Here is a 12,572-nt window from a genome sequence, read left to right on the forward strand (position 1 = left end):
GGTCGAGAGGTTAAATCGATGCACGACTATTACGATTTGGGCACCTACAGCCGCCCGGTGACGACCCACTCGTCCCAGACCCAGCGCTGGTTCGATCGTGGCTTGGTATGGTGCTACGGCTACAACCACGACGAATCCATACGCTGTTTCCACAAGGCGATCGAACACGACCGTGATTGCGCGATGGCCTACTGGGGCATCGCTTACGCTTCAGGTCCCAACTACAACAAGCGTTGGGATGCCTTCATCGAACAGGAGTTGAAAGAGGCCGTGGCCCAGGCCCGGCTCGCGACGCAAACCGCGCTGGCGCATATCGACAGCGCAACACCGGTGGAACAGGCGCTGATCCGCACGCTGGAACAACGCTACCAGGCCGATCAGGCCACCAGCCTCGACCAACTCTTCACCTGGAACGATGCCTATGCGGCGTCCATGCGCGATGTCTACAAAGCCTTTCCCGAAGATCCCGATGTCGTTGCGCTATTTGCCGAAGCGTTGATCGACCGCACACCCTGGCAATTGTGGGACCTGAAAACGGGTAAACCGGCGCCGGGCGCTGACACGCTTGAAACGGTGGCCGTGCTGGAACGGGCGCTACGGCGGATGGAACAGCACGGCGATGCGCCGCACCCCGGCGTGCTGCACATGTACGTCCACACCCTGGAAATGTCGCCCTACCCGGAACGGGCATTGCGCGCCGGCGATGTCCTGCGTGACCTGGTGCCGGATGCGGGACATTTGCGCCATATGCCGTCGCACATCGACGTGCTCTGTGGTGATTACCGTGGGGCCATGGTCACCAATAGCCGGGCGATTCCGGCCGACAGTAAATACCTGGAACAGGAAGGACCACTCAACTTCTACACCTTGTATCGATGCCACAACTATCACTTCAAACTCTATTCGGCGATGTTCCTCGGGCAATACCAACCGGCCCTGGAAGCCGCCGATCAACTGATGTCGACCATCAGGGAAGAACTGCTGCGCGTGGAGCAACCGCCCATGGCAGACTGGCTGGAAGGCTTCGTATCGATGAAGGTCCACGTGCAGATTCGCTTCGGCAAATGGCAGGACATCCTCGCCACGCCGCTGCCGAACGACCAGGCGCTGTACTGCGTGACCACGGCGATGCTGCATTACGCCAGAGGTGTGGCGCATGCGGCCACCGGGTATATCGCCGCCGCAGAAGCCGAACAGCGTCTATTCCTCGAAGCCTGGACCCGAGTGCCGGACACACGCTACCTCTTCAACAATAAATGCACCGACATTCTGGCGGTTGCCGCAGGCATGCTGCGCGGGGAAATCGAGTACCGTAAAGGCAATTACGACGACGCCTTCGCCCACTTGCGCCAGGCACTCTCTCTGGACGACAACCTGCCTTACGACGAGCCATGGGGCTGGATGCAACCGGTCAGGCATGCGTTGGGCGCGTTGCTTTTGGAGCAAGGCAGGGTAGAAGAAGCGTTGCAGGCTTATCGTGCTGATCTGGGATTGGACAACACACTCAGCCGTGCGTCCTGGCATCTGGACAATGTGTGGAGCCTGCACGGCTATGTGGAATGTCTGAAACGGCTGGGTCTGGATGCCGAGGCTGCTGCTGCGCAGACGCGCCTTGATCTGGCCATGGCCCGGGCGGATGTGGAGATTAGGGCTTCGTGTTTTTGCCGTGTTGGGGCGGGGTGTTGTCAGTGATGCCCGAAAGCGCCGGAGATTGCCTATGGATCGTTTGTCTACGTTGTTGTCGCAGTTCGGTGTGCGCGCAGCCTGTTTTACAACGGCAAGCTGTGCGGCCTGGCGTCATACGATGACGCTGACCAGCGCGGGCATATTCACCTGCTGCAGGCAGGTAGCGTCACTTTGCAAGGGACGGATCGCAAGGACTTGCTGCTCACCCAACCCAGTCTGATTTTTCTGCCACGCCCAAGCCGGCATCAACTGTTCGCCGGTGAGCCCGAGGGGGCTCAACTCTTGTGTGCGTCGATGAACCATGGATGTGTTCAACGCTCCCATGCTCGGTTTCGGGCAAAGCGACAGGCTCTCCATATCAGATTGCAGGAATTAAATGGGGACAGATCAATTTTGCTGCGTACGTTTTATGGCACTTGCGAGCGCTGCGGCTTCGCTGCGTAACGCATCAAATCTTGTGTTCAACTCGATATACCCGGGCTTCCAGGCCCAAACACCATCGACGTGGTGTTGCCCAAGGATCAGGTCATTGAGCGAGCCCATTCCGCCAAAGGCTGACAGCAAGTATTCAACCCCGTAGTAATCAGAGTTCATCAAGTGTGCCTTGGCTTTGCGCATCCACTGGCTCCAGTCAGTGGCTCCATCGCTTTCAAGTACGATGGCGAGCTGATCCAGAACGTCAGTCATTTGACCCATTTTGAGTTCATCCAAACTGTGGAACGATGGATTTTCGGCCATTGAGCAGTTGACCGTACGATAACCTCCGCTTCAGTCATTTGCGCACACAATCCTTGATTTCGCTCGGAGCTGGCAAGTGCGACGACGCCTGCAAATGAGCAGACGGCCCTCGCACTCATATCCCGGGTCGCCAAACCCGAAATCGCCATTTTGGGCGACGAGATGGACTATAGGCCTCATCAGAACGGCGGGAAAGGTGAGGGATTCCGAGGTTTGTGTAGGAATTTTTATGATGCTCCTAGGACCGTTACGCCCCTTCCGCGGGCGACTGCTATCGGTCGAGGCTGTGTAAAAACGCAAACACCGTTTTGAAGTGTGCGTTGCTACGTAAAATCTGCCCGCATTTGGTTAGTCAGCTAACCTGAAATTTGAGTAGGAGCGCGGTTTTCGTTCCGGTTCAGACTGAGAAACCTACTCAAAAACGTTTTTACACAGCCTCGGCCATGAGCGGTCGGTTGTGACCGTCTGCGGTGGGTTGTGGATTCAACCGGTCGCCATCGTCAGCTTTGGCTCGATCCAAGTCATTCAGCCGCCAATCCTCCGCCCCGTGAAAGGCTTCGTTGGAAACCTTTTCTGATAGCGCTGAAGGGCGCACGTGTCAGTAAGACGCGTGCACGGGCTTTCCCTTATGGTTCTAACATGACGTCCGGGCGACCAGCGTCATATTCGTTGAAGATCAGCGCCATGGGCCGGCAGTGCCCTGGGCAGGATGCCTTCCTAGAATTCACAAGTTCGGTATCTGCTGCGGGCACGATGAGGGCTGGTTAACCATCACCTCGTCCAGTGCCTGCTCGAGGGTGCTGACCGTGCGCTCGATATTGTGCAGCTTTTCGAGTCCGAACAGACCGATGCGGAAGGTCTGGAAGTCGGCCGGCTCGTCGCATTGCAACGGCACTCCGGCGGCGATCTGTAGGCCGTGGTTGGCAAATTTCTTACCGCTCTTGATGTCGGCATCATCGGTGTAGCTCACCACTACGCCAGGGGCCTGAAAGCCGGCTGCGGCCACGCTTTTGATGCCTTTGCCGGTCAACATTGCGCGCACCCGATCGCCCAGAGCCTGTTGTTCGCCGCGGACCTTGTCGAAACCGTAGGCTTGCGTCTCTTTCATCACTTCGTTAAATCGCGCGAGGGAATCGCTGGGCATGGTCGCATGGTAGGCATGTCCGCCCTGTTCGTAGGCCTGCATGATCTGAAGCCACTTTTTCAGGTCGCAGGCGAAGCTGCTGCTATGCGTCTGTTCGATGCGCTCGAGGGCCAAAGAACTGAGCATCACCAGGGCGCAGCAAGGGGAGGCGCTCCAGCCTTTCTGCGGTGCGCTGATCAGCAGGTCGACTGCGCATTTCTGCATATCAATCCAAAGCGTGCCTGAGGCGATGCAGTCCAGCACGAACAGGCCACCCACCGCATGCACGGCGTCGCCGACGGCCCGCAGGTACTCGTCGGGCAGGATAATCCCTGATGAGGTTTCAACGTGGGGGGCGAAGACAATCTGCGGCTTCTGCGCCTGAATGGCTGCCAGCACTTCGTCCAGAGGGGGTGGGGCGTAGGCAGCCTGGCGACCAGTGTCGACCGGTCGGGCTTTCAGCACCGTGGTGGCCGCCGGGATGTTGCCCATCTCAAGGATCTGGCTCCAGCGATAACTGAACCAGCCGTTGCGTATCACCAGGCATTGCTGGTCGGTGGCAAACTGTCGCGCCACCGCTTCCATGCCGAATGTGCCGCTGCCCGGGACCACCGCAACAGCCTGGGCGTTGTAGACCTGTTTCAGGGTCCTGGAAATGTTCTTCATCACGCCTTGAAATGACTGCGACATGTGGTTGAGCGAGCGGTCGGTGTAGACCACTGAGTACTCGACCAGCCCCTCGGGATCGATACTGGGATATAGCTTTGACATGGGGTGACTCCTTTGGCAGAGATCTCAGTGGTATCGACCCTGCCCTAAGCCTTGGCAAATGACAAGATTGCTCGGGATTGAATTGCGACTTCTGTCGAGCGGCTGGCATCATCAGGTCGATTACTGGACGTAGCAATGCTCGCAGGTGGCTGCTGAGTTGTGGGAGGGTGGGCCTTAAAGGTTCCTACCTCCTTACGTTCGGTCGATAACGACCAGTTACGAAGGGCAGCAGCCGACCCAAAGCTGCCTCACAGCTTGCCAAATAACGGACGCTCAATGGACAAGGGCATCACACACATCGGGTTCAGGTTTCCATTGCCATGGGCCTTGCGCTACCCCGTGTAGTACTTGTCCCAGAGCTTGTTCCGGAATCGCTTGTCCGGATCGAATTGCGCCTTGAGTGCGAACAGGCGTGGCGCGTTGGGGTAGGCACGTGAGAACTGCTCCCGCGTCGCATGCAGCTGATAGGGCAGATAATAGGTACCCCCAAGCGACAGCGCGGCGTCGATAAGTTCGCGCGTCCACGTGCCGACTTCCTCGCGGTCAACCACGGAAACGTGTTGCCAGTAATAGAGTACGAGCGAAAACACTTCTTCGCGTGCCCAAGACAGACACGAGTCGGGGTCGCCCGGCGCGTGCCGGATGGAGATGTTGACGGCGTCAACGCGGTGCGCCTGCAGGATGGCGGCCATTTGCTGTACGAACGCGTTGAGCTGGGCTACCGGCACAAAATACTCCTGCAGCACGTAGGTGCTGTTCCGGGTCGCGATAGGCCCGAGCGAGGCTACGTCCGCACTGGCCTCGTAATTGCGCCGTACAACCGAGTGGCTCAGGTATCGCAGCGGATCGACCACTTCCTTGCGAATCAACGGGCCGCCGGGGAGTTTGGCCACACTCCACATTACGGTCTGGTCGAATTTGTACGATTGCCCCGGCGCGACCAGCCTGTCTGCGACTGTCAGCTCTTTGTCCGTGGTGCGCCAGGTGACGGAAGTGGCCTGGTCAAAGTAGGGTGGTGCCAGATCGGCGTTGTGCAGGATAGCCTGTTCGTTCCCGCGGACCTGGTTATTGAAAAATTTCGGGTAATCGGCAACTGACATGTGGTGCACCTGACGTTCCATCGTGACGTTGGACGCAAGGTCCAATTCGACCTCGGTGATGACCCCCAGCGCGCCATAGCCACCGATGGCAGCGTGGAACAAGTCGGCATTTTCGGTGCGAGACGCTTCTATTACCGAACCGTCGGCGAGCACCAGCTGCAGGGAACGCACCGAGTTGATCACCGGACCGGCGCCGACATAACGTCCATGAGCATTGACCGACAGCGCCCCGCCGACGGTGAAGTTGGCATAGCTCTGCATGATTTTTACCGAGAGGTCGTGTGGGTCGATGACCGACTGCAGGTCGCGCCACCGCATCCCTGCTTGCACGCGTATGACCCTGTTCTCAGGCGAGTAACGGATTACCCGATTGAACTGACGCATATCGAGGTGCAGGCTGTCTTCTGTGGCAATCTGTCCTCCCATGCTATAGCGGCCACCACCGATACTGACCGGGCCTGACCACATAGCGAGCGCCTGTCGAATTTCGTCGGTGGTACGCGGGGCGAACAGGCGATTAACCCAAATCGGGTTGAGCAGCGTCACATCGTTAACCAAGACGCCCGAAGGTGCCGCCCATACCGACCAGGGTGACAGCACACTGACTGCAATCCCGGCCATGCCAGCCTGGAGTAGATTGCGCCGGGTGAGATTATGCGACGGCTCTGAAGGGGAGTACGGTCGCGTGTTGTCGATCATATTGCGCTACCCCCCTGTGAATCGAAAATGACGCGCACATTCGGACTTCGAAGCAGGCTCGCTGGAGTGACGGTACACCGTTGCCACGGAATTCGGCCGAAATACCACAACCGCCAAAAGGATAGATTCGTCTCGGCGTTATGTCGCAGCAACGTTGCGAACGTCTCCACCTCACCGAGCTGAATGTTCGTCGCTTCATCGATGACTTCACGGACGAAGCGAGAACAGAACTGGCGCCGCGAGCGTATGTTGAACCCGGTGTCATAGAAAGTGCCTAGCCGACGAACAACGGCTGTCTTTAGCACCCTGCGATGCGTGTCGTTGAGCGGCGCGATTAGCCTCGCGACTACACAGCGTCCGTGGTCGGAGCGCTCCAGGAAGTGCGTCAGCAATGTTGTTCGCGCAAACGGAAACGTGCTTTCCGCAATCAATGGATCATCGCCGCAGTTGTCGACGACCACTCCCACATGGTTCGTCCATGAGTTCGTCGCGCTGGCGACCTCCATGAAGGGGCGCGCGGTGACACGGATGAACACCAGGTCTCCGATATGCAAATCGCCCACCGGCGGCCTACCCGGCGCTGTGGCATTGAGTACCGTGACGTGCGACCCCACACCCACGCGCACCGAACGAATTATTCTGATCATCCCGTTCCTGATGGACATGCTCGCCTCCTAGCTCTTCTGAGAGTTCAGCATGAGAGGGTGGTCGCATAATTCGCAACTTGTTCGTTTATATTTCGTTAAACTGATACCTTTGGTATCGAATATCAATACGTTAATGACGCAGATTACCCGGCTCATTTTGACCATAAAGCAGCGTCTCAAGGCAGCAGGTATGACCTATCGCGACGTTGCACAAGCGCTCGACCTATCGGAGCCCAGCGTGAAGCGCCTGCTGGCTAGCGGGCGTCTGACGGTTGAGCGCCTCGCCCAGCTCTGTGATCTGCTGGGTCTGACGATGGCGGAATTGCTTCAGGAGGCGGAGTTGTCGGCACCGCGCCTGCAAATGCTAAAGCGTGAACAGGAAGCGCAACTTGTATCAAACGAGAAGTTGTTGCTGGTGGCCGTATGTGCGCTGAATCATTGGTCGCTGGAAGAAATAGTGTCTGCCTACCGCCTGTCGAAAGCCGAGTGCATCAAGAACCTGCTGGTGTTGGAGCGGATGGGCCTGGCAAACCTGAAACCGGGAAACCGCATCAGGCTGCTCGTAGCGCGAGACTTTGATTGGCTGTCGGATGGCCCTATCCGGAAATTCTTTCTGCAGCAGGGATTACCCGATTTTTTGGGAAGCCGGTTCGACGTTCCTGACGAGACCATGGACTTTGCTCATGGCATGTTGACGAAGTCTGCGTACGCCCAGTTGCAGGTCGAAATGCACAGGTTGCGTAGCAAACTGGCAGCGCTTCACAACGAATCGTTGACCGCCCCTTTGTCCGAGAAACGCGGAACTGCGCTCCTACTGGCAATGCGTGTATGGGAACCACAGGCGTTCAGAAAGCTTAAGCGGATATAGCCGACCAGCAGGGATAACGCAGGGAGATCTTCGCGCCAGACGTCCGCTATCCGGCAGCGATTGCGAAGGACCGGTTTTGGCCGATGTCTGCCTGTCGCCAAGGGCTGCAATGGACTGTGGACTCAACCGGTCAAGCAAACACAGAAAACTCAGTCCCAAAGAGGCTGGATGCCAGGTCTTGTGTAACCCCAAACACATGGCGTTCCCTCCTCTAGAGAAAAGGGGAGGTTGTACTTTCTTAGCGTGGACAACAGCCAATCAAGTGAAACTGCTCTGAGTTCGATCCACTCAATTTCTGCTACCGGATGGATGTGATAATGCCAGTCGCGATCCCAGCCTGTGCAGTAGTCGCTTGGAGCCAAAGTACTGTGCAATCTGAATTCCGGGCTCATTTCCGGAGCGCTAAGCATTGCTTCGATCAGCTCAGCCCATTTAGTGTTATTCATCACTGGCAAAATCATGTCGTCAGACAGCAGTTTGCGAATTTTCGCTTTTGCGATCTCGTCGGGTTCGGGCAATTGATGCATAAGATCCGCGCTCTGATATGGAGTGAGTACAATCTAAGCTCGATGCCGGGCTCCTGTAATCGGCTGGTTTCGACCCAGGCCGATTCCAGCCCTTCAGGAAGAGAGGCTATTTGATCTGAAACAGGCGTGAAATCGTGACCAACGCTTTCTCCCCGTCAGCCTCATAGAGGCCAAACAAGGACGCTTGGTCGGTGAGGCGATGCAGGCGGAAATAGTTATAGAAGGCTTGACCCAGGCGCTGCTTCTCGAACATTCCCTGATTCCAAAGGCCGAAAGATTCGTTATAGGCGGCCGCCTCGATTTCCAGCCCCGGTGTGCTGTCCATTTGAACCTCACTTGATGGTGAGCTCTGGCGGGTCCTGCCAAACCGCCAATGGGTGGTGCTTGAGTGGAGGCAACCTACCGACTATGAGCAACAGCTGCCAGTTGCTCGGTATCTACGCGAACAAAAATGGAGTCTCCGATAGCCGTCAGCACATCCCCCGCATAGACCTCGCAGATGACGCGAGTTTTGCGTCCGACTTCACCTTCGACTTTCGCACGCAGGGTCAGCGGTACACCCATCGGTGTCGGTTTGATGAACTTGATGCCAAGGTTGCCAGTGACGCAATTGATGCGGGGGAGGCTCCCGACTTCGCGGTGTTCCGTGCGGTAGTGATAAGCCATCGCCGTCCAGTTTGAATGGCAGTCAACCAGCATCGCTGTCAGTCCGCCGTAAACCAGATCCGGCCAGCCGCAATACTTGGCATCAGGCAAGTGCTCGGCCATGACATGCACGCCGTCCTCATGCCAGAAGCTCTTGATGTGAAGCCCGTGCGGATTACTGCTGCCGCAGCCGTAACAAACGCCTTCAGGTGCGGCGGTGTCTTGCAGGGAGGTATCGAGCCTGGACATACCGTGGTCATCCTCAAAAATGTGAACTAAACCTGTCGGATTTTAACGCTGCAATCGGCCGCGGTCACTCGGGCAAGCCGGCCAGCCGCAGTCCATCCGCGAGCCGCGCGAGATCCTCGGGCCGTTGGATGGGCAGCCAGTTCTTCAAGTTGGAGACGTGCAACGATGGTTCCAGCTCGTGCAGGCGCTGTGGCTTCCTCTTTCTATCGATCACGCTGATCGCTTTCAGCGACCTCAACAGCCGCAAACGCCAATGCCGTGGTCCTCGGCGCCAATGTCACCCCAGGAGGAGCTGCGGTCATCGAACGGCTGACGACCACGACAGCCATGCTGGCGGTGAAAGGGATGGATGCAGCGGCCGCCGGTCGGGCAGCGGTGAGCCTTCTGGGCCGCGTCGTATCAGGTCAGGCCACTGTGATTGCCTTCGACACAGCGTTCATCGCTGTTGCCCTGCTTTTTGTAGTCGCCGCCCCCATGCTGGTTGCCATCAAGATCGGACTCTCGAAATACGCGAAAGTACGCGCTGCGCGAACCGTAGCGTGAGGCTTCACTCAGTCCAGGTTACCCACCAGCCACTCACTGAAGCTTCGCGCCAGCGCATTGTTCTCACTGTCACGATGGGTCAGCATGGCCCAGTTCGGGCCGCGAATGGTTTGCTCCACCAAGGGTTGCAACAATCCTTCGGCGCGCGCCTGCCGGCTCAATAACTGGCTGACCAGGGCGATACCGAGCCCCGCGCACGCGGCGTCCAGCAGCAGGCCCGGGTCGGAGAAATTCAGCCCCTGATCTTTCTGGCCCACATCGATGCCAGCTTCCACCGCCCAGTGACTCCAATCCATTTCCCGCTCGCCATGAAGGGTGGTGCGCTGTTCCCGTGGCAGCGCCAACAGGTTCGGGTGACACGCCGGGTAGAGGCGGTCGGCGTGCAGCACCTTGAAGCTGCACTCGGCTTGGGAACTGATGTCATCGCGCACGGCGAGGTCGATGGTCTGGGTGGTCATGTCCGGGACTTCATCGGTACTGAAAATCCACAGATCAACGTCCGGGTGCTCGCGGCGAAAATCCCCCAAGCGGGGCAGCAGCCAATGACGGGCGAACGCCGGGGTGGTGTTGAGGACCAGTTGGTTGGGTTTCTGGTACTGCCCAAGGCGGCGAATGCCGACGGCCAGTTGTTGCAGCAACGCCTGGGTGGTGCTGAGCAGGTCGTGACCGGCATCGGTCAGGCTGACACTGCGTCCACTGCGAAAGAACAAGGGTTGTTCAAGGTACGCCTCAAGACTGCGGATCTGCTGACTGATCGCAGATTGGGTGAGGTGCAACTCGGCGGCCGCCTTGTGGAAGCTGCCCAGCCGGGCGGCGGCTTCAAAGCCGCGAAGGGTGCTGAGTGGCGGCCAGTGCTTGAGCATATTGATAAGTTCCTCTAATCATTTGTCTGCAAAATTCATCGTTTGTTTGCCTGATTTTACGGCCGTAGCATGCATGCCAGGACCACCCAAGCAGTTTTGTTGAACACAATGGCTTAACTAAAAGGGCTTTTTATCATGCAGCATGTCATGCAGCAGAATGAAATTCGAAACAGCGGTTGGATGATGCCGGCCGAGTGGGTCAGGCACGCCGCCACGTGGATGGTCTGGCCGCACAACACGGCACTCTGGGAGTCCGGTTGGGGCGTGACATTGCCTCTGGTGCAAGAGGACTTCGCTCGCGTGGCCAACGCCATCGCCCGTTTCGAACCGGTGAAACTGGTCGTCGACCCTTCTGCTATCGCCAGTGCCAAAGCGCTATGTGGGCCGAACATCGAATTGATCGAGCTGGCGGTGAACGACAGCTGGTGCCGGGACTCCGGTCCGAGTTTCGTCTGCCATCCGCAACAAGGCCTGGCCGGGGTGAGCTGGCGCTTCAATGCGTGGGGCGGCAAGTCGGCTCATGATCTGGACGAAAGCCTGGCTCGTCGCACACTCAATCACTTGGGAGTGGAATGCTTTGGTACCGCGCTGAGCAATGAAGGCGGGGCCATCCATGTGGACGGCGAGGGCACGCTGATCACCACCGAGTCGGTGTTGCTCAACCCCAATCGCAACCCGGGCATGAACAAGGCGGAGATGGAGGAAATCTTCACGCGTCTGCTGGGCGTGAAGAAGACGATCTGGCTGCCGGGTGATCCGGACTATGTGACCGGTGACATGACTGACGGCCACGTCGATGGCGTGTGCGCGTTCGCCCGCCCTGGGGTTTTGCTGGTGGACGCCACCCACGACCAGCACTCGGTGTATGCCGAAGTGGCCCGGGAAAACCGTCGTGCCCTGGAGCTGGCCACCGATGCCCAAGGCCGACAGTTCGAGCTGATCGAATTGTATGAAGCCAGCGATGCCGTGGACACCGAAGCTGAAGTGTTCTGTGCCTCCTACACCAATTTTTACATCGCCAACGACGCCATCATCATGCCGGCCTACGGCATTGATGCCGACAACGTGGCGGCCGCCGTACTGCGGCAGGCATTCCCGGGACGCGAGGTGGTGCAGGTGCGGATCAATCACCTGGCCCATGGCGGTGGCGGTGTGCATTGCATCACCCAGCAACAGCCCGCCTGGCCGGTGGAGGGCTGATGCCATGACGCTTCTGACCATCGCCACCACCCAGATGCCCTGCACCTGGGACCTGCAACACAACCTCGATCAGGCCGAGCAACGGGTGCGCGAGGCCGCGGCCAAAGGCGCCCAGGTCATCCTGTTGCAGGAGCTGTTTGCCACGCCGTATTTCTGCATCGAGCAAAGCCACAAGCACCTGGCGCTGGCCGAAGAATATCGATCCAGCCCGGCACTCAAGCGTTTTGCTGCATTGGCCAAAGAGTTGGGGGTCGTGCTGCCGCTGAGCTGGTTCGAGAAGGCCGGCAATGCTTACTTCAATTCGTTGAGCGTGGCCGATGCCGATGGGCGCCTGCTGGGTGTGTATCGCAAGACCCACATTCCCAACGCCATCGGCTATCAGGAGAAGGAATACTTCAGCCCCGGCGATACCGGTTTTCGTGTCTGGGACACGGCGTTCGGGCGCCTGGGTGTGGGGATCTGCTGGGATCAGTGGTTCCCCGAGACTGCGCGCTGCCTGGCGTTGATGGGCGCTGAAGTCTTGCTGTTTCCCACCGCCATCGGTTCTGAGCCTGGCTGCGCGACGCTGGATTCCCGCGACCACTGGCAGATGACCATGCGCGGCCACGCAGCCGCCAACCTGCTGCCGCTGGTGGCTGCCAACCGCATCGGCCGCGAAGTGGCCACCACCGATCCTGCCCTGCAAATGAGCTTCTACGGCTCGTCCTTTATCTGCAACCACAAGGGCAAGCTGCTCGCCGAGGCCGACCGCGACAGCACCGGCGTGCTGGTGCAAAGCCTGGACCTGGCCGCCATGCGCGAAGAGCGCTTGAGCTGGGGCATTTACCGCGATCGCCGTCCGGACATGTACGGCGCACTGTTGACTCAGGACGGTCGTCACCTCAATGCACGCTGGAACACTCAAGGGGCTTGA

The 12,572-nt window shown here is 58.5% G+C and carries 12 protein-coding genes and 2 pseudogenes; 6 read left to right on the forward strand and 8 right to left on the reverse strand.

The annotated features are described in order from the left end of the window. Nucleotides 1-18: 18 nt before the first annotated feature. A complete protein-coding gene (locus ACIQU2_RS00460; RefSeq protein WP_403137634.1) occupies nucleotides 19-1,692 on the forward strand; it encodes a tetratricopeptide repeat protein in 1,674 nt (557 codons plus the stop codon). Nucleotides 1,693-1,717: 25 nt separating this feature from the next. Continuing rightward, a pseudogene (locus tag ACIQU2_RS00465) lies at nucleotides 1,718-1,983 on the forward strand (cupin domain-containing protein); the annotation flags it as partial. Between the two features lie 90 nt (nucleotides 1,984-2,073). Here the strand turns inward: ACIQU2_RS00465 and ACIQU2_RS00470 are convergent. The 4 genes from ACIQU2_RS00470 to ACIQU2_RS00485 form a co-directional block, all read right to left on the reverse strand. Continuing rightward, a complete protein-coding gene (locus ACIQU2_RS00470; protein WP_403137636.1) occupies nucleotides 2,074-2,424 on the reverse strand; it encodes a DUF6966 domain-containing protein in 351 nt (116 codons plus the stop codon). 724 nt (nucleotides 2,425-3,148) lie between these two features. Then, entirely contained in the window at nucleotides 3,149-4,318 is a 1,170-nt protein-coding gene (locus ACIQU2_RS00475) for an aminotransferase class V-fold PLP-dependent enzyme (protein ID WP_403137639.1), read from the reverse strand. Nucleotides 4,319-4,650: 332 nt separating this feature from the next. After that, nucleotides 4,651-6,117 carry an FAD-binding oxidoreductase gene (locus tag ACIQU2_RS00480; RefSeq protein ID WP_403137641.1) on the reverse strand — a complete coding sequence of 489 codons (1,467 nt, stop codon included), beginning with the start codon at nucleotides 6,115-6,117 and terminating at the stop codon, nucleotides 4,651-4,653. Next, the gene (locus ACIQU2_RS00485) at nucleotides 6,114-6,782 is read right to left on the reverse strand and encodes a YebB family permuted papain-like enzyme (protein WP_347805259.1); all 669 of its coding nucleotides are present in this window, start codon (nucleotides 6,780-6,782) and stop codon (nucleotides 6,114-6,116) included. The genes ACIQU2_RS00480 and ACIQU2_RS00485 overlap by 4 nt, the downstream gene beginning before the upstream one ends. Before the next feature lie 115 nt (nucleotides 6,783-6,897). Between ACIQU2_RS00485 and ACIQU2_RS00490 the strand changes: the two genes are divergently transcribed. Next, nucleotides 6,898-7,632, forward strand: coding sequence for a helix-turn-helix transcriptional regulator (locus ACIQU2_RS00490; RefSeq protein ID WP_347805260.1), 735 nt, complete (start codon nucleotides 6,898-6,900; stop codon nucleotides 7,630-7,632). A gap of 149 nt (nucleotides 7,633-7,781) precedes the next feature. Here ACIQU2_RS00490 and ACIQU2_RS00495 read toward each other — a convergent pair whose 3' ends face one another. From ACIQU2_RS00495 to ACIQU2_RS00505, 3 genes are all read right to left on the reverse strand, one after another. Next, nucleotides 7,782-8,159 carry a DUF6678 family protein gene (locus ACIQU2_RS00495; RefSeq protein WP_347805262.1) on the reverse strand — a complete coding sequence of 126 codons (378 nt, stop codon included), beginning with the start codon at nucleotides 8,157-8,159 and terminating at the stop codon, nucleotides 7,782-7,784. 106 nt (nucleotides 8,160-8,265) lie between these two features. Next, the gene (locus ACIQU2_RS00500; RefSeq protein WP_403137644.1) at nucleotides 8,266-8,484 is read right to left on the reverse strand and encodes a hypothetical protein; all 219 of its coding nucleotides are present in this window, start codon (nucleotides 8,482-8,484) and stop codon (nucleotides 8,266-8,268) included. Nucleotides 8,485-8,558: 74 nt separating this feature from the next. After that, nucleotides 8,559-9,053 carry a PaaI family thioesterase gene (locus tag ACIQU2_RS00505; protein WP_150656206.1) on the reverse strand — a complete coding sequence of 165 codons (495 nt, stop codon included), beginning with the start codon at nucleotides 9,051-9,053 and terminating at the stop codon, nucleotides 8,559-8,561. A 191-nt stretch (nucleotides 9,054-9,244) separates the two neighbouring features. On the opposite strand from ACIQU2_RS00505, the pseudogene ACIQU2_RS00510 reads away from it, so the two are divergent. Then, nucleotides 9,245-9,596, forward strand: a pseudogene (locus tag ACIQU2_RS00510) (MFS transporter); the annotation flags it as partial. Nucleotides 9,597-9,604: 8 nt separating this feature from the next. Here ACIQU2_RS00510 and ACIQU2_RS00515 read toward each other — a convergent pair. Further along, nucleotides 9,605-10,459 (reverse strand): LysR substrate-binding domain-containing protein, encoded by an 855-nt coding sequence (locus tag ACIQU2_RS00515; protein WP_403137646.1) that lies wholly within the window; start codon nucleotides 10,457-10,459, stop codon nucleotides 9,605-9,607. A gap of 147 nt (nucleotides 10,460-10,606) precedes the next feature. On the opposite strand from ACIQU2_RS00515, the gene ACIQU2_RS00520 reads away from it, so the two are divergent. Together ACIQU2_RS00520 and aguB are read left to right on the forward strand one after the other, a co-directional pair. Then, entirely contained in the window at nucleotides 10,607-11,659 is a 1,053-nt protein-coding gene (locus ACIQU2_RS00520) for an agmatine/peptidylarginine deiminase (protein WP_403137648.1), read from the forward strand. A gap of 4 nt (nucleotides 11,660-11,663) precedes the next feature. Continuing rightward, a complete protein-coding gene (gene aguB, locus ACIQU2_RS00525) occupies nucleotides 11,664-12,572 on the forward strand; it encodes an N-carbamoylputrescine amidase (protein WP_403137650.1) in 909 nt (302 codons plus the stop codon).

The organism is Pseudomonas sp. NPDC098740 (genome assembly GCF_044760065.1).
Taxonomy (GTDB): Bacteria; Pseudomonadota; Gammaproteobacteria; order Pseudomonadales; family Pseudomonadaceae; genus Aquipseudomonas; species Aquipseudomonas rossensis.

Bases quoted from the DNA above. Each gene is read 5' to 3' on its own strand.
- ACIQU2_RS00460 (WP_403137634.1), top strand. From the start codon at position 19: ATGCACGACTATTACGATTTGGGCACCTACAGCCGCCCGGTGACGACC.
- ACIQU2_RS00470 (WP_403137636.1), bottom strand. From the start codon at position 2,424: ATGGCCGAAAATCCATCGTTCCACAGTTTGGATGAACTCAAAATGGGT.
- ACIQU2_RS00475 (WP_403137639.1), bottom strand. From the start codon at position 4,318: ATGTCAAAGCTATATCCCAGTATCGATCCCGAGGGGCTGGTCGAGTAC.
- ACIQU2_RS00480 (WP_403137641.1), bottom strand. From the start codon at position 6,117: ATGATCGACAACACGCGACCGTACTCCCCTTCAGAGCCGTCGCATAAT.
- ACIQU2_RS00485 (WP_347805259.1), bottom strand. From the start codon at position 6,782: ATGTCCATCAGGAACGGGATGATCAGAATAATTCGTTCGGTGCGCGTG.
- ACIQU2_RS00490 (WP_347805260.1), top strand. From the start codon at position 6,898: ATGACGCAGATTACCCGGCTCATTTTGACCATAAAGCAGCGTCTCAAG.
- ACIQU2_RS00495 (WP_347805262.1), bottom strand. From the start codon at position 8,159: ATGCATCAATTGCCCGAACCCGACGAGATCGCAAAAGCGAAAATTCGC.
- ACIQU2_RS00500 (WP_403137644.1), bottom strand. From the start codon at position 8,484: ATGGACAGCACACCGGGGCTGGAAATCGAGGCGGCCGCCTATAACGAA.
- ACIQU2_RS00505 (WP_150656206.1), bottom strand. From the start codon at position 9,053: ATGTCCAGGCTCGATACCTCCCTGCAAGACACCGCCGCACCTGAAGGC.
- ACIQU2_RS00515 (WP_403137646.1), bottom strand. From the start codon at position 10,459: ATGCTCAAGCACTGGCCGCCACTCAGCACCCTTCGCGGCTTTGAAGCC.
- ACIQU2_RS00520 (WP_403137648.1), top strand. From the start codon at position 10,607: ATGCAGCAGAATGAAATTCGAAACAGCGGTTGGATGATGCCGGCCGAG.
- aguB (WP_403137650.1), top strand. From the start codon at position 11,664: ATGACGCTTCTGACCATCGCCACCACCCAGATGCCCTGCACCTGGGAC.